General features: G+C 67.6%; 20 protein-coding genes. 9 read left to right on the top strand and 11 right to left on the bottom strand.

All coding sequences use genetic code 11. The annotated features are described in order from the left end of the window. Positions 1 to 35 precede the first annotated feature (35 nt). Complete coding sequence (locus tag ACWDXS_RS09250; RefSeq protein ID WP_378993525.1) at positions 36 to 683, bottom strand: dTMP kinase; 648 nt, start codon at positions 681 to 683, stop codon at positions 36 to 38. A gap of 100 nt (positions 684 to 783) precedes the next feature. On the opposite strand from ACWDXS_RS09250, the gene ACWDXS_RS09245 reads away from it, so the two are divergent. Further along, complete coding sequence (locus ACWDXS_RS09245) at positions 784 to 984, top strand: hypothetical protein (RefSeq protein ID WP_449963915.1); 201 nt, start codon at positions 784 to 786, stop codon at positions 982 to 984. Between the two features lie 63 nt (positions 985 to 1,047). Here the strand turns inward: ACWDXS_RS09245 and ahcY are convergent, their stop codons facing one another. The 9 genes from ahcY to cofD form a co-directional block, all read right to left on the bottom strand. Then, complete coding sequence (gene ahcY, locus ACWDXS_RS09240; RefSeq protein ID WP_379311855.1) at positions 1,048 to 2,532, bottom strand: adenosylhomocysteinase; 1,485 nt, start codon at positions 2,530 to 2,532, stop codon at positions 1,048 to 1,050. 58 nt (positions 2,533 to 2,590) lie between these two features. Beyond that, positions 2,591 to 3,748, bottom strand: coding sequence for an alkane 1-monooxygenase (locus ACWDXS_RS09235; protein ID WP_449963910.1), 1,158 nt, complete (start codon positions 3,746 to 3,748; stop codon positions 2,591 to 2,593). A 131-nt stretch (positions 3,749 to 3,879) separates the two neighbouring features. After that, a complete protein-coding gene (locus ACWDXS_RS09230) occupies positions 3,880 to 4,539 on the bottom strand; it encodes a TetR family transcriptional regulator (RefSeq protein ID WP_378993523.1) in 660 nt (219 codons plus the stop codon). Next, positions 4,536 to 4,718, bottom strand: coding sequence for a rubredoxin (locus tag ACWDXS_RS09225; protein ID WP_378632574.1), 183 nt, complete (start codon positions 4,716 to 4,718; stop codon positions 4,536 to 4,538). The genes ACWDXS_RS09230 and ACWDXS_RS09225 overlap by 4 nt, the downstream gene beginning before the upstream one ends. After that, on the bottom strand, positions 4,715 to 4,888 hold the full coding sequence (locus tag ACWDXS_RS09220; RefSeq protein WP_082844102.1) for a rubredoxin: 174 nt from the start codon (positions 4,886 to 4,888) through the stop codon (positions 4,715 to 4,717). The genes ACWDXS_RS09225 and ACWDXS_RS09220 overlap by 4 nt, the downstream gene beginning before the upstream one ends. Continuing rightward, positions 4,885 to 6,123, bottom strand: coding sequence for an alkane 1-monooxygenase (locus ACWDXS_RS09215; RefSeq protein WP_449963905.1), 1,239 nt, complete (start codon positions 6,121 to 6,123; stop codon positions 4,885 to 4,887). Before ACWDXS_RS09215 ends, ACWDXS_RS09220 begins: the two co-directional genes overlap by 4 nt. 197 nt (positions 6,124 to 6,320) lie before the next feature. Further along, complete coding sequence (locus ACWDXS_RS09210) at positions 6,321 to 6,854, bottom strand: NUDIX hydrolase (protein ID WP_378993521.1); 534 nt, start codon at positions 6,852 to 6,854, stop codon at positions 6,321 to 6,323. Continuing rightward, complete coding sequence (locus ACWDXS_RS09205) at positions 6,851 to 8,221, bottom strand: coenzyme F420-0:L-glutamate ligase (RefSeq protein WP_449963902.1); 1,371 nt, start codon at positions 8,219 to 8,221, stop codon at positions 6,851 to 6,853. Before ACWDXS_RS09205 ends, ACWDXS_RS09210 begins: the two co-directional genes overlap by 4 nt. Continuing rightward, entirely contained in the window at positions 8,218 to 9,204 is a 987-nt protein-coding gene (gene cofD / locus ACWDXS_RS09200; protein WP_378993519.1) for a 2-phospho-L-lactate transferase, read from the bottom strand. The genes ACWDXS_RS09205 and cofD overlap by 4 nt, the downstream gene beginning before the upstream one ends. Positions 9,205 to 9,767: 563 nt before the next feature. Between cofD and ACWDXS_RS09195 the strand changes: the two genes are divergently transcribed. From ACWDXS_RS09195 to ACWDXS_RS09160, 8 genes are all read left to right on the top strand, one after another. After that, positions 9,768 to 10,001, top strand: a complete 234-nt coding sequence (locus tag ACWDXS_RS09195) for a WhiB family transcriptional regulator (RefSeq protein ID WP_133733920.1) — start codon at positions 9,768 to 9,770, stop codon at positions 9,999 to 10,001. A gap of 124 nt (positions 10,002 to 10,125) precedes the next feature. Beyond that, positions 10,126 to 10,608: a metallopeptidase family protein gene (locus tag ACWDXS_RS09190; protein WP_194826429.1), complete on the top strand. Its 483-nt coding sequence runs from the start codon at positions 10,126 to 10,128 to the stop codon at positions 10,606 to 10,608. A 150-nt stretch (positions 10,609 to 10,758) separates the two neighbouring features. Beyond that, positions 10,759 to 11,136 (top strand): DUF3499 domain-containing protein, encoded by a 378-nt coding sequence (locus ACWDXS_RS09185; protein WP_378652435.1) that lies wholly within the window; start codon positions 10,759 to 10,761, stop codon positions 11,134 to 11,136. A gap of 52 nt (positions 11,137 to 11,188) precedes the next feature. Beyond that, positions 11,189 to 12,568 (top strand): phosphomannomutase/phosphoglucomutase, encoded by a 1,380-nt coding sequence (locus ACWDXS_RS09180; protein ID WP_378993518.1) that lies wholly within the window; start codon positions 11,189 to 11,191, stop codon positions 12,566 to 12,568. Positions 12,569 to 12,704: 136 nt separating this feature from the next. Beyond that, entirely contained in the window at positions 12,705 to 13,925 is a 1,221-nt protein-coding gene (locus tag ACWDXS_RS09175) for a tobH protein (RefSeq protein WP_449963896.1), read from the top strand. Next, positions 13,925 to 15,142 (top strand): mannose-6-phosphate isomerase, class I, encoded by a 1,218-nt coding sequence (gene manA / locus ACWDXS_RS09170; RefSeq protein ID WP_378993516.1) that lies wholly within the window; start codon positions 13,925 to 13,927, stop codon positions 15,140 to 15,142. The genes ACWDXS_RS09175 and manA overlap by 1 nt, the downstream gene beginning before the upstream one ends. Positions 15,143 to 15,247: 105 nt before the next feature. After that, entirely contained in the window at positions 15,248 to 16,162 is a 915-nt protein-coding gene (locus ACWDXS_RS09165; RefSeq protein WP_378993515.1) for a cation diffusion facilitator family transporter, read from the top strand. Between the two features lie 169 nt (positions 16,163 to 16,331). Continuing rightward, positions 16,332 to 17,285, top strand: a complete 954-nt coding sequence (locus ACWDXS_RS09160; RefSeq protein ID WP_449963891.1) for a cation diffusion facilitator family transporter — start codon at positions 16,332 to 16,334, stop codon at positions 17,283 to 17,285. On the opposite strand, the gene ACWDXS_RS09155 is transcribed toward ACWDXS_RS09160, so the two are convergent. Continuing rightward, positions 17,276 to 18,745 carry a phytoene desaturase family protein gene (locus ACWDXS_RS09155; protein WP_449963888.1) on the bottom strand — a complete coding sequence of 490 codons (1,470 nt, stop codon included), beginning with the start codon at positions 18,743 to 18,745 and terminating at the stop codon, positions 17,276 to 17,278. The genes ACWDXS_RS09160 and ACWDXS_RS09155 overlap by 10 nt on opposite strands. Positions 18,746 to 18,832: the final 87 nt, after the last annotated feature.

The raw sequence follows: 18,832 nt of genomic DNA, 5'->3' as shown, positions 1-18,832 counted from the left end.
GCCATTAATGGTGTGAACCCGTCGCGTATCCAACCTTATCCGGAAAAGATTTCCGAGCAGAGGGTGAGTAACGCAGGCCTATCGTCATCGGATCGGTATGTCCACCACCGGCCGAACCAGTCGCGGTCGGCCAGTTCACGATAGACCTCGCCGGTGCGCCGCTGCAGACCGCCGTCCCGTTCGTAGGCATCGAGGGCGCGGGTGTCGTCGAGTTCGCCTCGGAGCCGGGCGCGTTCGGCCGCCACCTCGGTGGGCACGTCGAGCAGAACGGTGAGATCCGGCGTCGGCAGTTCGAGTCTGCCGAACTCCAGATCACCCACCCACGACACGATTTGGCCGTCGGCGTCCTGGTGCGCCCGCGCGGCCGAGTAGGCCGCGTTGGACGCCACCCATCGGTCCAGGATCACGATGTCGTTGCCGCCCAACAGGTCCGACAGCTCCGCGCGCGCCGCCGCCCGGTCGAGCGCGAACATGATCGCCATGCCGTTGATCGAGCCGGCCAGGTCGCCGTTGCCCCCGCGCAGCGCCTCCGCCGCCAGATCGGCGTGGATCGAATGCCCGTATTGCGGAAAGGCCAGACTGTCCGCCCGCAGCCCCTTGGCCGACAATTCGGCGATCAGTCCATCGATCAGCGTGCGTTTGCCTGCCCCGTCGAGCCCTTCCACCGCGATCAATACACCCATGCGGTGAGATTACCGCGCTCGCGCGCAAGCCCTCGCACCTCACCGTCACCCCAGAATTGCGGTCTGGTCGCCTACCGGCCCGGCGAACGAGGATCCCCCCATGACAACGATCGTCCGCACCACCGCCGCCGCGCTCGCCATCACCGCCGCCGTTGCCTGCGGCACCGCCTCCGCGCAGACAGCGGCCCCGACCGCCGCCCCCGACGCGGGGTCGTCGGCAGCCTTCAATTCGGTGATGTGCGCGCTGCTCGGGATCAGCAGCGAGCACAACATCTTCTGCACGGGTCTGATCATCGGCTAGTCGAGGCCGAACATGCCGGTGGCCCGTCGACCAGCTGGTTCGACGGGCCACCGTTGTCAGTGATCAGTAGCGGTAGTGCTCCGGCTTGTACGGGCCTTCCACGTCCACGTTGATGTACTCCGCCTGATCCTTGGTGAGCTTGGTCAGGGTGCCGCCGAGGGCCTCGACGTGGATCTTGGCGACCTTCTCGTCGAGGTGCTTGGGCAGGCGGTAGACCTCGTTGTCGTACTCTTCCGGCTTGGTCCACAGCTCGATCTGGGCGATGACCTGGTTGGAGAAGCTGTTGGACATGACGAACGAGGGGTGGCCGGTGGCGTTGCCCAGGTTCAGCAGGCGACCTTCGGACAGCAGGATGATCGCCTTGCCGGTCTCCTTGAAGGTCCACTCGTCGACCTGCGGCTTGATGTTGATCCGGGTCGCGCCCGAACGCTCCAGCGCCGCGATGTCGATCTCGTTGTCGAAGTGGCCGATGTTGCCCAGGATCGAGTGATCCTTCATCGCCTTCATGTGGTCGAGGGTGATGATGTCCTTGTTGCCGGTCGAGGTGATGACGATGTCGGCGTCGCCGATCGCCTGCTCGACGGTGACCACGTCGTAGCCGTCCATCAGCGCCTGCAGCGCGTTGATCGGGTCGATCTCGGTGACCTGCACGCGCGCGCCCTGGCCGGCCAGCGACTCGGCGCAGCCCTTACCGACATCGCCGTAACCGCAGATCAGCACCTTCTTGCCGCCGATGAGCACATCGGTGCCGCGGTTGATGCCGTCGATCAGCGAGTGGCGGGTGCCGTACTTGTTGTCGAACTTGGACTTGGTGACCGAGTCGTTGACGTTGATCGCCGGGAACACCAGCTCACCCGCGGCGGCGAACTGGTACAGCCGCAGCACGCCGGTGGTGGTCTCCTCGGTGACGCCCTTGACCGAGTCGGCGATGACGCTCCACTTGGTCTTGTCGGCCTCGAGGCTCTCGCGCAGCAGGTCGAGGAACACCGTGTACTCGGCCGAGTGATCGGCGTCGGCGGGCGGAACCAGACCGGCCTTCTCGAACTGCGCGCCGCGCAGCACGAGCATGGTCGCGTCGCCACCGTCGTCGAGGATCATGTTGGCCGGGGCGTTCGGCCAGGTGAGCATCTGCTCGGCGGCCCACCAGTACTCCTCCAGCGTCTCGCCCTTCCAGGCGAAGACGGGGATGCCCTTGGGCTCGTCGACGGTGCCGTTCGGGCCGACCACGATGGCGGCGGCGGCGTGATCCTGGGTGGAGAAGATGTTGCAGGAGGCCCAGCGCACGTCGGCGCCGAGAGCAACGAGGGTTTCGATCAGGACGGCGGTCTGGACCGTCATGTGCAGCGATCCGGAGATTCGCGCGCCCTTCAGCGGCTGGACGTCGTGGTATTCACGGCGCAGCGCCATCAGGCCCGGCATCTCGTGCTCGGCGAGGCGGATCTCCTTGCGGCCGAATTCGGCCAGCGAGAGGTCTGCCACCTTGTAGTCGATGCCGTTGCGGACGTCGGGGGTGAGCTCGGTGCGCGCGGGGAGTTCTGAGGTCGTCACGTTGGCTAGGTTACCGTCTGGGGCCGCGCGAGTTCCCCTCCTCCGCCGAGGTGGAGTCTCAGGCCGCCGCGCGGTATCGGGCCAGCAACCGTCGCGGCTTCGCGGGCGAGACATTGGCCAGGCTCAGGTCGCCGCCGTAGTGCGCCGCGACCTTGGGGTCCATCACCGCACGCCACAGCGGCGGAACGGCCGCGAGCACGATCATGGTGGCGTACCCGGCGGGCAGCTGCGGAGCTTCTTCGCTGCTGCGCAGGGTCTGGTAGCGGCGGCCCGGGTTGGCGTGGTGGTCGCTGTGGCGCTGCAGATGGAACAGGAAGATGTTGGTGACCAGGCGATCGGAGTTCCAGCTGTCGCGCGGGGAGCACCGTTCGTAGCGGCCGTTGGGCTTGCGCGCGCGCAGCAGCCCGTAGTGCTCGACGTAGTTGACGGTCTCGAGCAGCGCGATGCCGATCGCGGCCTGGACGGCCAGCCACGGGAGGATGGACGGGCCGAACACGAGCGTCAGCGAACCGAACAGCGCCGCCGTCATCGCCCAGGCCTGCAGGATGTTGTTGTCGGCGCTCCACCAGCCGCGACCCTGCCGGAGCAGGCGGGCGCGCTCGAGGTGCACGGCCGACCGGAACCCGCCGATCACGCTGCGCGGCAGGAACTCCCACAGCGATTCGCCCAGCCGGGCGCTGGCCGGATCCTCAGGGGTTGCCACGCGGGCGTGGTGTCCGCGATTGTGCTCGACGAAGAAGTGCCCGTAGCCCGACTGGGCCAGCGCGATCTTCGACAGCAATTTTTCGGCACTCTCCACCCGGTGGCCCAATTCGTGGGCGGCGTTGATGCCGATGCCGCTGACGAAGCCGACCGTGGCGGCCAATCCGAGCTTGTCGACCAGGGCCAGCTCGGGGCTCGTCCACATGAAGCAGGCCACACCGAGGCTGATCAACTGGATCGGCAGGAACAGGTAGGTGCACCACCGGTAGTACCGGTCGGCGGAGAGCGCCGCGTAGTCCTCGTCGCGGGGATTGTTGCCGTCTTCGCCGACGATCCAATCCAGCACGGGAATGGCGATCAGGACGATGACAGGTCCGATCCACCAGAAAACTTCAGCCTTGGTATGGAACACCAGCTGGGAGGGCAACAGCGCGCTCGCCGGGGCGATCAGCCCTAAAGCCCAGAGATACCGTTTGGGATCACGAAGACCCCCCGGTTTGCCAACCGTTTGCACACCCGCTCCGCTACAAAAAGACCAATCGCCGACCGATGTGAATACTGACAGACCGTAGGCGCGTTACACAGCGGCAGATCCTCAAACGTGGTGATGGTTACACAGGGGCGAATCAGAGCTTGTGACTTCTCTCAGTGATCCACTTCACCGGATGGGACACGGATGCCCCGTACCTGCACAATTGCCTCGACGTACGGGCTGAGCAGTGCGCTCATCTCGGCCGGGGCGTCGCGTTCGGGCACGGGCGGATTCGGAATGTAGCTCAGCGCGATCCGCACCAGCGCGTGCGCGAGCACATCGGCCTCGGCATCGGTCGCGTTCACCCAGCTGTGCACGAAAACCTGAGTCAGACGGGTGGTGGCGTGCTCGAGCAGCGGGGCCGCGTCCAGCGTGATCAACCGCAACAGGTCCGGCTTCATCTCCCCGCTCAGCAGCGAACGGACCAGTGGGTCGCCCGCGGCGGAGAGGAAGAAGCCGGTCATCCCGACCCGGATCGAGGCGCGAGCATCGCCCACATTGGCATCGAGCGCCTCGCGCACATGGTCGACGAGGTCGTCGGCCAGGCGCAGCGCGTAGGCCTGCGAGAGCCCCGCGCGCGAACCGAACTCGTTGTAGAGCGTCTGCCTGCTCACCCCGGCCCTGGCCGCGACGTCACCGAGCGTGACCTTGGACCAGTCACGCTCGGTGAGCAGTTCGCGCATCCCGTCCAGGACCGAGTTGCGCAGCAGTTCGCGCGCGGCCTCCTGGTACGGGATGCGCGAACCGGTGCGCGGGGTACCCGCGACGCTCACGAACGTTCGATCTCGACCATGAAGAAGTCGGACTTGCGGGCACCGCAATCCGGGCAGGTCCAGTCGTCGGCGATGTCTTCCCAGAGGGTGCCGGGGGCGATGCCGTCGTCGGGCCAGCCCTGGGCCTCGTCGTACTCGAAACCGCACTGTGCGCACTGGTACAGCTTGTAGTCGGTCACTGCGAAACTCCTACCGCCTCGAAGTCGATCTTTTCCCGCACCCCACAGTCCGGACAGCACCAGTCGTCGGGAACGGCCGTCCACAGTGTGCCAGGCGGAAATCCTTCGCGTGGCGCGCCTTTGGCTTCATCGAAGACGAAATCACACACCGGACATTTGTAGGCGCTCACGACCCGACCTCGGTTCCGTACTTTTCCAGCACCTGCTCCCGGCGCTTGGGTTCGATATTGGCGAGGGTGACGTCCCCGCCGTAGTGCGCGAGCACGCGCTTGTCCATCACCTTGCGCCAGATCGGCGGGAAGTAGCCGAGCAGGATCATGCTGGCGTAGCCACTGGGCAGGTTCGGCGCACCGTCCCAGCTGCGCAGCGTCTGGTAGCGCCGGGTCGGATACGCGTGATGGTCGCTGTGGCGCTGCAGGTGGTAGAGGAAGATGTTGGTGACGATATGGTCGCTGTTCCAGCTGTGCGCGGGCGCGGGTCGTTCGTAGCGTCCGCCGGCCGTCTTCTGCCGGACCAGGCCGTAGTGCTCGAGGTAGTTCACCGACTCGAGCAGGCTGAACCCGATCACGGCCTGCAGGATCAGATACGGCAGCACCTCGATGCCGAATACGGCGATCAATCCGAGCCACAACACCACCGACATCGCCCAGGCGTTGAGCACGTCGTTGCGCAGCGTCCAGGGGCTCTTGTCGAGCCGACCCAGACGTTGCTTCTCGAGATGCCAGGCCGAGCGCAGGCTGCCCCAGACCGTGCGCGGCCAGAATGCCCAGAAGGACTCACCGATGCGCGAACTCGCGGGGTCTTCCGGAGTGGCGACCCGCACGTGGTGACCACGGTTGTGCTCGATGTAGAAGTGCCCGTAGAACGATTGGGCCAGCGCGATGCGCGCGAGCCAGCGTTCCAGTTCGACCTTCTTGTGACCGAGTTCGTGCGCGGTGTTGATGCCGATGCCGCCGATCATGCCCACGCTGATCGCGATACCGATCTTGTCGACCACATTGGCGCCGCCGGGGAAGCCCAGCCAGTGCAGGTTCGGCGCGGTGATGATGTAGCAGGCGAAGATGAGCGAGGCGTACTGGAACGGCAGGTACAGGTAGGTGAGGTAGCGGTAGTACTTGTCGTTCTCCAGGTACTCCATCACCTCGTCGGGCGGGTTGTTGCCGTCGGGACCGAAGAACAGGTCCGCCAGCGGGATCACGAGGTAGACCAGCACCGGCCCGAGCCAGAACGGGATCTCGGCGATGCGATGCCAGCCGAGCTGGTTGAGGCCCCAGATCAGGGGGATCGCGATCGTGAACAGGCCGGTCGGGGCGAACAGCCCCCACAGCCACAAATATCGCTTGGAATCTCGCCACTGCGGCGGTGCGACCCGCTGCTCGGACGCGTTGGCATCAGTCGACATCATCGTCTCCAGTCCCGAGGCACATCTCACACGTGTGATGTGCGTAACTCTCTGTCACAGACGATATGTCCGGATGCGTCCGCTGTCTAGACAAATTGGCCAATTTGTAAAGCGGTGACGACTCGATAACGCGGACGGCGACCGTGCCCGAACTGGACACGGTCGCCGTCGTTACAGGTCAGTGACCTTTTCAGGGGCCTTTACATTCGGCCTCTGACCGGAAGTAGCACGTCCGCGCCCGGTGGTAGCCCGTCGACCGGCCACCACCGCAGATCGGTCGATTCGGCACTGCGGACCGGCACCGCACCGGGGGGCGCCACGATCTCGAAGAGCAGGTCCAGATGCCGCGTCGGCACGCCGAGCGAGCAGGTGATCGGGTGCGCCTGCGCGCCGTAGAGACCCGGCGTGAGAATCAGGTCGGGGATGCCGGATTCCTCCACCGCCTCCCGCAGCGCCGCGTCCTGCACGGTCTTGTCATCGGGTTCGCAATGACCACCCAGCTGGATCCAGCGACCGACGCGCGGGTGCAGGGTGAGCAGGATGTCGCGACGGTCGTGCGACAACACGATCGCCGACGCGGTGATGTGGCCGGGCGCGTGTTCGCGCAGACACCCGCGGGGAGCCGAGCCGAGGAAGGCCAGAATCGCTTCGCGCAGTGAGTGATCCGCGCGGGCCTCCGGTTCCCAGTGCGTGAGCAACTCGGTCGCCGACGCGTGCAGCGACTCCGCGCTCACAGTTCCACCAGGCCCGCTCCTGGCGAGCCGACGGTGCGCACCACCGGCTCCTCCAGGGGATGACCGATCGCGATGGCGCCCAGCGGCATCCAGTCCTCGTCGAGCCCGAGGACCTCGCGAACGATCTCGGGCGCGAAGATGGTCGAGCCGATCCAGCAGCTGCCGAGGCCGTCGGCGGCCAGCGCCACCAGCAGCCCCTGCACCGCCGCGCCGACGGCCACCGTGAACATCGTCTGCTCGGCCGCCTGACGACGAGCGTCGGGATAGTCGTGGGCGCCATCGGGCACGCAGAACGGGATGATCACTTCCGGCGCGTCGAAAAGGATTCGGCCACGCGCGATCCGACGCCGCACGCGTTCGGGGTCGAGCCCGTCGGCGGTGAGGTCCTCGCTCCACTTCTCGGTCATGGCATCGAGCAGCTGGGTCCGCAGCGTCGCCTTGCGCAGCCAGACGAAGCGCACCGGGCGGGTGTGGTGCGGCGCGGGCGCGGTGAGGCCAACCGCCACGGCGGCGCGGATCCGTTCCGGGTCCACCGCCTCGGTGGTGAACGCGCGCACCGAACGACGCAGCGGCACAGCCTCTTTGCGGCCCTGCTCGAGCGCTTCGGCGGTGCCGAGCCAGAACAGGTCGTCGATGCCACCGCGCAGCAGTGCCGCCGCGGTCGACCCGTCGTCGTCGGTCCGCAGCCCGCGCACCACCGCCACCGGGACTCCGCCGAGCTTGCCCTTGACCAGATCGGCGGCGGCGGCGAGCTCATCGGCGACGGCCACCTGCGTGACGTGCAGTTCGTTGCCCTGCCCGTCCACCGAGCCGGCGTAATCATGGAGCACCCGCAGCCCGGCCGACCCGATGGCCGCGTCGATCTGCCCGTTGCGCCAGGCCCGGCCCATGGTGTCGGTGATGACCACGGCCACGTCGACGCCGAGCCGCTGGGCGAGCGCGGTGCGCAGCGACTTCGCGCTGCCGTCGGGATCGACAGGCAGCAGCACCAATTCGCCCTCGGCCACGTTGGAGCCGTCCACCCCGGAGGCCGCCTGCACGATGCCGAGCCGGTTCTCGGTGATGAGGGTGCGGCCCTTGCGCGCGAGCACCCGCACGGCTTCGTCCTCGACCAGCTTGCGACGAGCGGTGTCGCGCTCCTCGGGGTCGACCGGCGCGACGACGATGCGCCCCTCGACCTTCGACACGATCTTGCTGGTGACCACGATGATGTCGCCGTCGGCGAGCCAGGGTGCCTGTGCCGCAAGATGTTCGGCGATGTCGTCGCCGGGCCGGAACTCCGGCAACCCGGTCACCGGGAGGATCCGCAACTCGTCGGCGGCGTGGTCGGGCAACGCGCCGCCGGTGTCGTTCGTCTGCGAACTCATACCTTCACTCCCGCCAATTCCAATGCGGCGCGCGCCATTTCAGCGGTGGCCTCGGGGTCGGTCATCAACAGCGGAACGCTGCGCACCTCCACGCCGGGAACATCGGCGGAGTCGGTGGAGTGCACCAGCCACCCGTCGAGAATGCCGGTGGCCGAGCGGGCGCCGTAGTGGCGGCCGATCGCCTCCGCGGTGGACTCCACGCCGATCGCGGTCAGACACTCATCGGCCATGCCTCGCAACGGCTTTCCATCGATCACCGGCGAGAGCCCGATCACCTTGGCTTCGCTGGTGCGTAGCGCGCCTCTGATTCCGGGCACGGCGAGGATCGCGCCGATGCTCACGACAGGGTTGGACGGGGCCAGTAACACGGCGTCAGCGGAGCCTATGATTTCGGTCACATTCGGCGCCGGCGAGGCTTGCTCGGCGCCGATCGAGGCAAATCCGTGAGTCGGGAGCGCCGCGCGGTACCGCACCCACCATTCCTGAAAGTGGATCGCGCGACGTTCGCCAGCATTGTCGGGATCGCTGACCACCACGTGGGTTTCGCAGCGATCGTCGGTAGCCGGAATCAGCTTCACCCCCGGCTGCCAGCGATTGCACAGCGCTTCGGTGACCGCGGACAGCGGATATCCGGCACGCAGCATTTCGGTGCGAATGAGGTGGGTGGCGATATCGCGATCGCCCAGGCCGAACCAATCGGGCTGGGCGTTGTATTTCGCCAGCTCCTCTTTCGCGTGCCAGGTTTCGTCGGCATGGCCCCAGCCACGCTCGGTGTCGATGCCACCGCCGAGGGTGTACATGCAGGTGTCGAGGTCGGGACAGATGCGAAGGCCATGCATCCAGACGTCGTCGCCGACGTTGACGATGGCCGAGATGTCGGCTTCGGGCAGCAGCTGCCGGACGCCTTGGAGGAACCGGGCACCGCCGACACCGCCGACGAGAACGGCGATCTTGGGCTCGCGCACCGCGTGTTGTGCAGTCACAGGGTCACAGCCTAGTGAGTGACGGTTGCCCGTCGCTTCCGCGCCGAATTACAGCGAAGTTGCTGGTCATTTGCCACGGCACATAACAAGATCAACACGAAAGGCGGGTGCGGAGTGTAACGGAAGGGTGACGGCGGGTTGACCACCGGCAAGTGCGGCGTGTCTAATCACAGACATGTCATTCCGGTCACCGCGAGAGGGCATAGCGCGGGGGCGTTTGCGAGAGGGTTCCACGTCGCCGGAAACGGCCACGGCGCGAGGACACAGCGCAGGGGACGTTTGCGAGAAGGTTCCCACTCGCCGGAAGGCAGGCTCGGGGAAGCCCGCGAGACTACGTCGCGGTGTTGGGCCGTCGGAGATCTCATTCGGACCGACGGAAAGAATCATTCTGCGCTAACACATAGTGAGGAGGCGGAACGATGACCGAAGATCTGGTCTCGCCGACCGATTCCACAGCAGGCGCAGCTCACGCTGTCTGCGCTGACATGAGCTGGCAGGAACCGGACGTGGTAAGCGAAGTCGCGGCTCCCCGGCTGAGTCTGGTCGTTACGGGCTTCGACGAAATGTTCGAGTCGATCGAAGAGCAGTGGCAGGAACGTGCCCTCTGCGCTCAGACCGACCCCGAGGCGTTCTTCCCCGAGAAGGGCGGCTCGACGCGTGAGGCCAAGCGAATCTGCTTGGGCTGTGAAGTACGTGACCAGTGCCTGGAATACGCACTGGCACATGATGAACGCTTCGGCATCTGGGGCGGTCTCTCGGAACGAGAGCGTCGCAGGCTGAAGCGCGGAATCGGTTAAGTGACTGTTCGAAAGTAGACTCTCTCCAGGCCTGGCCCGGAGCCACGCAGGCGCAGTACGTCGGTGTCTCCGGGCGAACGCCCTTGTTGATCTTCACGGTGCAGGCGAGAGAGGTGAAAGACCCATGGCACGTTCCCGGCGTCATTCTCCGGCACCCACCGCTCGTTCGGTGACCCGCCGCGGCCGCGGAGTCCGAGGCCCCATGCTTCCGCCGACAGTGCCCGCGTGGCGCACCAGGGGCCAGAAATTCGATCGGCTCGTGCTCGAGGCGTTCGCCCCACTGGACACCCGCTGGCACGATCGCCTCACCAAGCTCGATATCGCCGTCGACGATGTGCCGAAAATCCGTCCACTGCATCCTGATTCGGTCACCTGGCCGGACGAGGTGGTCGCCGACGGTCCGGTGCCGCTGTCGCGGCTGATCCCCGCGGGCGTCGACCGGCACGGTGCGGCCACTCGCGCCAGAGTGGTGTTGTTCCGCAAGCCGCTGGAATTGCGGGCCGCCGATCCCGACGATCTGGTCGAGTTGCTGCGCGAGGTCCTCGTCCAGCAGATCGCGACCTACCTCGGTGTAGACCCCGATCTGATCGATCCCGAACCGGAATAGGCGTACCTCCGCCTTCGCTCCGGCCGTGCGCTCGAGACCGACGAACGCTGCGCGGCCGTGCCGATCATGCGTACCTCCGCCTTCGCCCATTAGGGCGTGTCCGTATCCACTTTCGGGCCGCGGAGGGCTAATCTCGACGTCGTGATCCCTATGCGTCGTTGCTGCCGACCCGGCTGCAAGAACCCGGCTGTAGCGACGCTGACTTATGTGTACTCCGACTCGACCGCTGTCGTCGGACCCTTGGCCACCGTCGCCGAACCACATTCCTGGGATCTCTGCGAAACGCACGCCTGCCGCATCACCGCGCCCAAGGGCTGGGAACTGGTCCGCCACGAAGGCGGCTTCTCCTCGAGCACCCCGGACGACGACGACCTCACCGCGCTGGCCGAAGCCGTCCGCGAAGCGGGCCTGCGCCGCCGCCCCGCCGCCGAAGCCGACCAGCCGGGCTACCGCGACAACGCCGCCGCGGCCCCCCGCACCGCGCGCACGGGCCGCCGCGGCCACCTACGGGTTCTGCCGGATCCGTAGCTAGTCCGGCCAGGATCCCGAAGAGTCGGCGCAGCCCGCTAGGGTTAGCCCCATGACGACCCTCGCGCGCTCTGGCGAACTCGTGAATGCCGTGATCAAGGCTTATGACGTCCGCGGGGTGGTGGGCGAACAGATCGACGAGGCGTTCGTCGGCGATGTCGGCGCTTCCTTCGCGCGTCTGATGCGCGAAGAAGGCGCCACCCGGGTCGTGATCGGCCACGACATGCGCGAATCCTCCCCCGCGCTGTCCGAGGCGTTCGCGCAGGGCGTGCGGGCCCAGGGCCTCGATGTGGTGCACATCGGTCTGGCCTCCACCGACCAGCTCTACTTCGCCTCGGGCAAGCTCGGTTGTCCCGGCGCCATGTTCACCGCCAGTCACAACCCGGCCGAGTACAACGGCATCAAGCTGTGCCGCGCGAACGCGCTGCCCGTCGGGCAGGACACCGGGCTGGCGACCATCGCGGCCGAGGTGATCGAGGGTGTGCCCGCCTACGACGGCGCGCCCGGCACCGCCACCAGCACCGATCTGCTCGCCGACTACGCGGACTACCTGCGCGAACTGGTGAACCTCGACGAGATCCGCCCGCTCACCATCGCGGTCGACGCCGGTAACGGTATGGGCGGCCACACCGTGCCCGCCGTCCTCGGCACCCTGGGCCCGATCACGATCGTGCCGCTGTACTTCGAACTCGACGGCTCGTTCCCCAACCACGAGGCCAACCCTCTCGACCCGAAGAACCTCGTCGACCTGCAGGCACTGGTGCGCTCCAGCGGCGCCGACATCGGCCTGGCCTTCGACGGCGACGCCGATCGTTGCTTCGTCGTCGACGAGCGCGGCGAGCCCGTGTCGCCGTCGGCGATCACGGCGATCGTGGCGCAGCGTGAGCTGGCCAAGGAGCCGGGCGCGACCGTGATCCACAACCTGATCACCTCGCGCGCGGTGCCCGAGCTGGTCGAGGAGCTGGGCGGCAAGCCGGTGCGCACGCGAGTGGGCCACTCGTTCATCAAGCAGGAGATGGCCTCGACCGGCGCGGTGTTCGGTGGCGAGCACTCCGCGCACTACTACTTCCGCGAATTCTGGGGCGCCGACTCGGGCATGCTGGCCGCGCTCCACGTGCTGGCCGCGCTCGGCGAGGGCGAGCGGACGGTCTCGGACCTGATGGCCGCCTACGACGTGTACGCCGCCTCGGGCGAGATCAACTCGACCGTCGCCGACGCCGCCGACCGCACCGCCGCCGTGCTCGCCGCGTTCGCCGACCGCACCGAGTCGGTGGACCGGATGGACGGCGTCACGGTCGACCTGGGCAACCACGCCTGGTTCAACCTGCGCGCATCGAATACCGAACCGCTGCTTCGACTCAATGTCGAGGCCGGATCGCGCGACGATGTAAACGCACTCGTGACCGAGATCCTGAGCATCGTCCGCGCCTGACTGGGAAGATGAAACCAGTACCCGTGGAATCACATGCCCGGTATTCGGCGACGGCAGATCACGAGCATTGCCGGTGCCCGGCTGGAATAGTGGAGTCACAGACGACACAGCGCGATGAGGGGAGGTGGATTCGGCGATGATCGCTGGAACACCGGTATTCGACCTCGACGATGCCGAGTCACTGGCGGCGGCCGACACCGGCGGCGCCCTGCGCTCGGCGGCCTCCGGCGGCGCCCAGGTGCGGGCCACCGCGGCGGCGGTCGCCGAAACCTCGCTCATCGAACGGCTCTCCGACCTGCGCCCACGCAGCCTGGTGCTGGTCTCGGGATCGGGTCGCGCCGCGCGCGCGGCCGGACTGCTCGTCGCCACGCTCGGCGATCGGGCCGGGCTGCCGATCGTGCCCGTCACCGCGCTGCCGCCGTGGGTCGGTCCGCTGGACGTGGTCCTGGTGGCCGGCGACGACGCGGGTGACCCGCGGCTGATCGATGCCGTCGACCGTGCGCTGCGCCGCAGTGCCGAGGTGGTGATCGCCGCGCCCAACGAGGGTCCGTTGCGCGCGGTCGCCGCCGGTCGCGCGATCGTGCTCGAACCGCGGGTGCCCGTTCTCGACCAGAATCGGCTGCTGCGTTTCCTCGCCGTCGGCATCGCCGTCCTGCGTGGGGTCGACGCCCAGCGCAGCGGCCCGGCCACGCCCGATCTCACCGCGCTGGCCGACATGCTCGACGCCGAAGCACTGCGCGACGGCCCGACCAACGAGGTCTTCCACAACCCGGCCAAGACCCTCGCCGCGCGGATGCACGGGGTGGGTGTCGTCCTCGCGGGCGACTCGCCCGCCGCGGTGGAACTGGCCGGTCACGGCGCCGAAGTGCTGCTGCAATCCGCGGGCCGGTTGGCTTCGGCCGCCGATCTCGCCGACGCCGTCGCCGCGGTCGGGCGCCTGGCCGCTGCCACCGGCGGCACCGCGCCCGGCTTCGATCCGCTGTTCCATGACGAGGAACTCGACGGTCCCGCGCCGGTCGACCGGGTCCGGGTGCTGGCCTTGAGCGTGCATCCCGATCAGGCCGCCGCCCGGCGCAAGCTCGCGGTCTTCGAAGGCGCGGGCGCGGGCCTGGTCGACGCCGATCTCGTCCACGCCGATGTCGACGTGCTGCAATCCCAGCTCGCCGACCCCGGCGCCGCACCCGCGATCGAACGCACCGCTGCCGATTCCGCCGCAGGGGGCGGACACGGCAGTGAACTCGAGCAACTCGCTGTGCTCGCGCTGCGGCTCGACATGGCCGCGGCCTATCTTCGACTCACCGGTGCGCGCGGTGCCGCCGCGCCCGAACCGGATCGATACGACGGGGGACGCTACTAGTGCAGGAACTCGTTGGTGCGCTGCGTTCTTACGCATGGGGGTCGCGCACCGCGCTCGCTCAGCTGTGCGGACGGCCGGTGCCATCGGCCCATCCCGAAGCCGAACTGTGGTTCGGCGCGCACCCCGCCGATCCCGCGCACGTGCAGACCGGCTCGGGCACACGTTCACTGCTCGAGGTCCTCATGGCCGACCCGGCGGGTGAATTGGGAGCAGCGGCCGACACTTTCGGCGCCCGGCTGCCGTTCCTGCTGAAGATCCTCGCCGCCGAGGAACCGCTCTCGCTCCAGGCGCACCCGAGTTCGGCGCAGGCGCGTACCGGTTTCGAACGCGAGAACCGCACCGGCGTGGCACTGGATTCGCCGCTGCGCAACTACCGCGACGACAGCCACAAGCCCGAACTCGTTGTCGCACTCGAACGTTTCGAAGCGCTGGCCGGGTTCCGCGATCCGCACCGCACCGTCGACCTGTTGCGCGCGCTGGATGTTCCCGGCCTCAACATCTACGCCGAACTGCTTGCCGCCCAGCCCGATTCGGCCGGTCTGCGCACCCTGTTCACCACCTGGATCACACTGCCGCCCGCCGTGCTGTCGAAGCTGCTGCCCACGGTGCTCGAGGGCTGTGTGAACTACCTGTCGGCCAAGGGCGCGCGCGAGTTCACCGCCGAGGTGCGCACCGCGCTCGAACTGGCCGAGGTCTACCCCGGCGACGCGGGTGTCCTCGCCGCGCTGCTGCTCAACCGGCTGACCCTGGAACCCGGCCAGGCGCTGTTCCTCGCGGCCGGCAATCTGCACGCGTACCTGCGCGGGGTCGGCGTGGAGATCATGGCCAATTCCGACAACGTGTTGCGTGGTGGGCTCACCCCCAAGCACGTCGACGTGCCAGAACTGCTGCGGGTGCTGGACTTCGAGCCGATCGACCTGCCGGTGATCGAACCCGAACCCAGTAGCGACGGCGGTATCCGATACCGCACGCCCGCACCGGAATTCGCCCTGTGCCGTTTCGACCTCAGCGCCGACGACGAGCCGGTCGTGCTCGCCGACGCGGGCCCCGGCATCGTGCTGTGCACGGCGGGCACGCTCGAACTCTCCGAGAACGGGCACACGCTCATCGTCGAACGTGGCAGCGCGGCCTGGATCTCCGCTACCGACACCGACATCAAGGCGCGCGCGCTGCGCGGCCCCGCCCAGCTGTTCAGCGCCTGCGTCGGCGACAACTGAACCGCCTTCGCCGCGGCCGTGCCGCACGGGACTGATGACCGGTTCGCCGCTGTGTCCGATTAGGCTGTGGCGAGTCGTGTTCAGTGAACAGAAGGGCGGGCCGGCATGTCGGCTGGTGGTGGCAAGAAGGCGATCGTCGCGGCGTTGACGGCCAACGCGGGGATCGCGGTGGCGAAGTTCGTCGGCGCGTTCATCACGGGTTCGGCCTCGATGATGGCGGAGGGCGTGCACTCGGTCGCCGACACCGCGAATCAGGGCCTGCTGCTGTTCGGCCAGCGTGCCGCCGCCAAGGATGCCGACGAGCTGCACCAGTTCGGGTACGGCCGCAATCGCTACTTCTACTCGTTCGTCGTGGCGCTGGTGCTGTTCACCCTCGGCTCGGTGTACGCGATCTACGAAGGCATCCACAAGATCCAGCACCCCGAGGAGCTGAGTCAGCCGATCGTCGCGATCGTCATCCTGGTGATCGCGATCGGCCTCGAGACCTTCAGCTTCCTCACCGCGGTGCGCGAATCCAAGCCACTCAAGGGCAACGCGAGCTGGTGGCGGTTCATCCGCAACTCGCGCAGCCCCGAACTGCCGGTGGTGCTGCTCGAGGACACCGGCGCGCTGATCGGTCTGGTGCTCGCCCTCGGTGGCGTCGGGCTCACCATGGCCACCGACGACCCGATCTTCGACGGCATCGGCACCCTGTCGATCGGTGTCCTGCTCGGCATCATCGCGATCGTGCTGATCGTGGAGATGAAGAGCCTGCTCATCGGTGAGGGCGCCACCCCCGAACAGGGTCGGGCGATCCGCGAGAACCTGGTCGACGGCACCAGGATCACCTCGCTGATCCACCTCAAGACCGAGTACCTCGGCCCGGACGAGATGCTGGTCGCCGCGAAGGTCGCCCTCGCCCCGAACCTGGACATCGCCGATGTCGCCGAAGCGATCGACGCCGCCGAGACGCGCGTGCGCGCAGCAGTCCCCACCGCCCGCCTCATCTACCTGGAACCCGACCTGTACAGGGTTAAATAGCGGCTGGAGCCGCGGTTCTCGGCGCTTGACTCCGCCTCTTCCCTCCCTCCGGGCACTCCTTCGTCGCACCCTCCGCTCAGTCCAGAGGCGGAGGCGCGCCGAGAACGCCGGGCCGACGACACGGTGCCGGGGTCGGTGCGTGGCTCGGTGTCGGCGGTAGCGTTCCGATATGGCCGAGCAAGGTGGAGACAGCAAGATCGCGATCCTCGCCGCACTCGGGGCGAACGCGGGGATCATGGTCGCGAAGTTCATCGGCGCGTTCATCACCGGCTCGTCGGCGATGCTGGCCGAGGCGGTGCACTCGGTGGCCGATACCGGGAACGAGGCGCTGCTGCTGGTCGGCCGCAATCGGGCCGACCAGCCCGCGGATACGCTGCACCCCTTCGGGTATTCGCGCAATCGGTATTTCTATTCGTTCGTCGTCGCGCTCGTCCTGTTCGTGATGGGGTCGCTGTTCGCGATCAACGAGGCGATCCACAAGATCCGGTTCCCGGAGCAGATCGTGTCGGCCTGGGTGGCGATCGGGATCCTCGGGGTGTCGCTGGTGCTGGAGAGCGCCAGTTTCCGTACCGCGCGCAAGCAGTCGGCGCCGCTGAAGGGCAAGAATTCGTGGTGGTATTTCATCCGCCACACCCGCAATCCCGAACTGCCCGTGGTGCTGCTCGAGGACGCGGGCGCGATCATCGGCCTGCTGTTCGCCCTGACCGGGGTGAGTCTGTCGGTGTTCACCGGCAACCCGGTGTGGGACGGTGTCGGCACGCTGTTCATCGGCATCCTGCTCGGCGTGAACGCGGTGATCCTGATCGTGGAGACCAAGAGTCTGCTGATCGGTGAGGGCGCGACGGCCAAGGACGACACCGCGATTCGGTCGGCGCTGCTGGCCGATCCGCGGATCGAGCGCGTGATCCGGATGCAGACGCAGTACCTCGGGCCCCAGGATCTGCTGATCAACGCCAAGATCGCGCTGCACGCGGGCCTCGACATCACCCAGGTCGCCGAGGTGATCGATGCCGCGGACGACCGCATTCACGCCGCAGTGCCGAATACGTGCACGATCTACCTCGAGCCCGATGTGTTCGAGCCCGACAAGATCCACGACGCACCGATGAAGCCCTACCGGTAGGCGGGCGCCTCGCCGCGCAACAGGTCGAGCGGGTCGGTGACGATGCCGAATCGGTTGCGCAGCATGTGATGCGCCGCGTGCAGGCCCGGCATCCCATGGACACCGGGACCCGGTGGAGTCGATGACGAGCACAGGTAGGTGCCCGGAATCGGGGTGGAGTAAGGATTCCAGCGAGCGAGCGGCCGGAACAGGGTCTGACGCGTGGTCATCGCGCCTGCCGAGATGTCGCCGCCGATGTAGTTGGCGTTGTGCGCGGGCATGAAGGCCGCCGGTGTCACGTGTTTCGCCAGGATCAGGTCGCGGAAACCGGGCGCGAAACGTTCGACCTGGTCGATCACCTGATCGCTGATATCGCGATCGGTGCCGTTGGGGACATGGGCGTAGGTATAGAGGGTGTGCTGCCCCTCCGGCGCCCGGGTGGAGTCGACCACGCCGGGCTGAATGGCCAGTACGAAGGGCTGATCGGCGAAAGTGCCGGTGGCGACCTGGTGTTCGGCGTGCATCGCCTGCGCCCTGGTGCCGACCAGGTGCAGGGTGCCCGCCAGGTCGGCGCCGGGGGCGGCCCACGGCACCGGTCCCGACAGGGCGAAGTCGACCTTGCACGCGGCATTGCCGTACTGGAAACGCCCGAGGCTGTTGCGGTATCGCGAGGGCAGACGGTCACCGGCGATGCGAAGGAGTTCGGCGGGCGAGGTATCGAACAGCACCGTGCGCGCGGTGGCGAGTTCGGCGAAATCGTCGACCCGGTGCCCGGTGCGCACCTCGCCACCGAGACGTTCGATCTCGGCGATCATCGCGTTCGGGATGGCTTGGCTGCCACCGCGCGGGATCACCCAGCCACCCGCGTGCGCGAGAGTGCCGAGCAGCAGGGCCGCGCCCACGGCGGGGAAGGCGCGCGGTGAGGTGATGGCGTGGGCGGCCACCCCGCTGAACATCGCGGGCGCGACGTCACCGCTGAAACGGCTGTCCGACAGCGGGGACGCCTGTTCGAGCAGACGGGTCGCGAACTTGATGCCGGTGCCGACGCGCAGGGGCGGGTGCCGCAGATCCGACATGGCCAGGTCGACGACATCGGGCCAGTGCTCGACCAGCGGCGCGAACAGGTCGCGCCATGGCCGACCGTCACGGCCGAGGTCGGCGACGGTGGATTCGATGTTGCGCCACGCCAATCCGGCGATCCCGCCGTCGAGGGGGTGCGCGTAGGAGACGGTCGGGGTGAGCAGGTCGACGCCGTGCGCCTCGAGGTCGAAAGCCCGAAAGAACGGTGATGCCAATGCCATCGGATGCGCGCCCGCACAGATGTCGTGATGGAATCCGGGCAGGGTCAGCTCGGCCGTGCGCGAACCGCCGCCCGCCTGCTCCTGCGCTTCGAGGACTCGCACCGACAACCCGGCGCGAGCGGCGATCACGGCCGCGGCAAGACCGTTCGGCCCCGACCCCACTACTACGACTTCCGCCATCCGCCGTCCCTTCGCCCTCGCCCCGCTCTGCCGACCTGCATCGTTGCCTCCAACCTACGCGGAGCGACGAGCCCGTCCAGGTGCGCT

The organism is Nocardia sp. NPDC003183 (assembly GCF_053590715.1).
The sequence above is the reverse complement of the archived record's forward strand: the minus strand, read 5'-3'. Positions and strand labels throughout refer to the sequence as shown.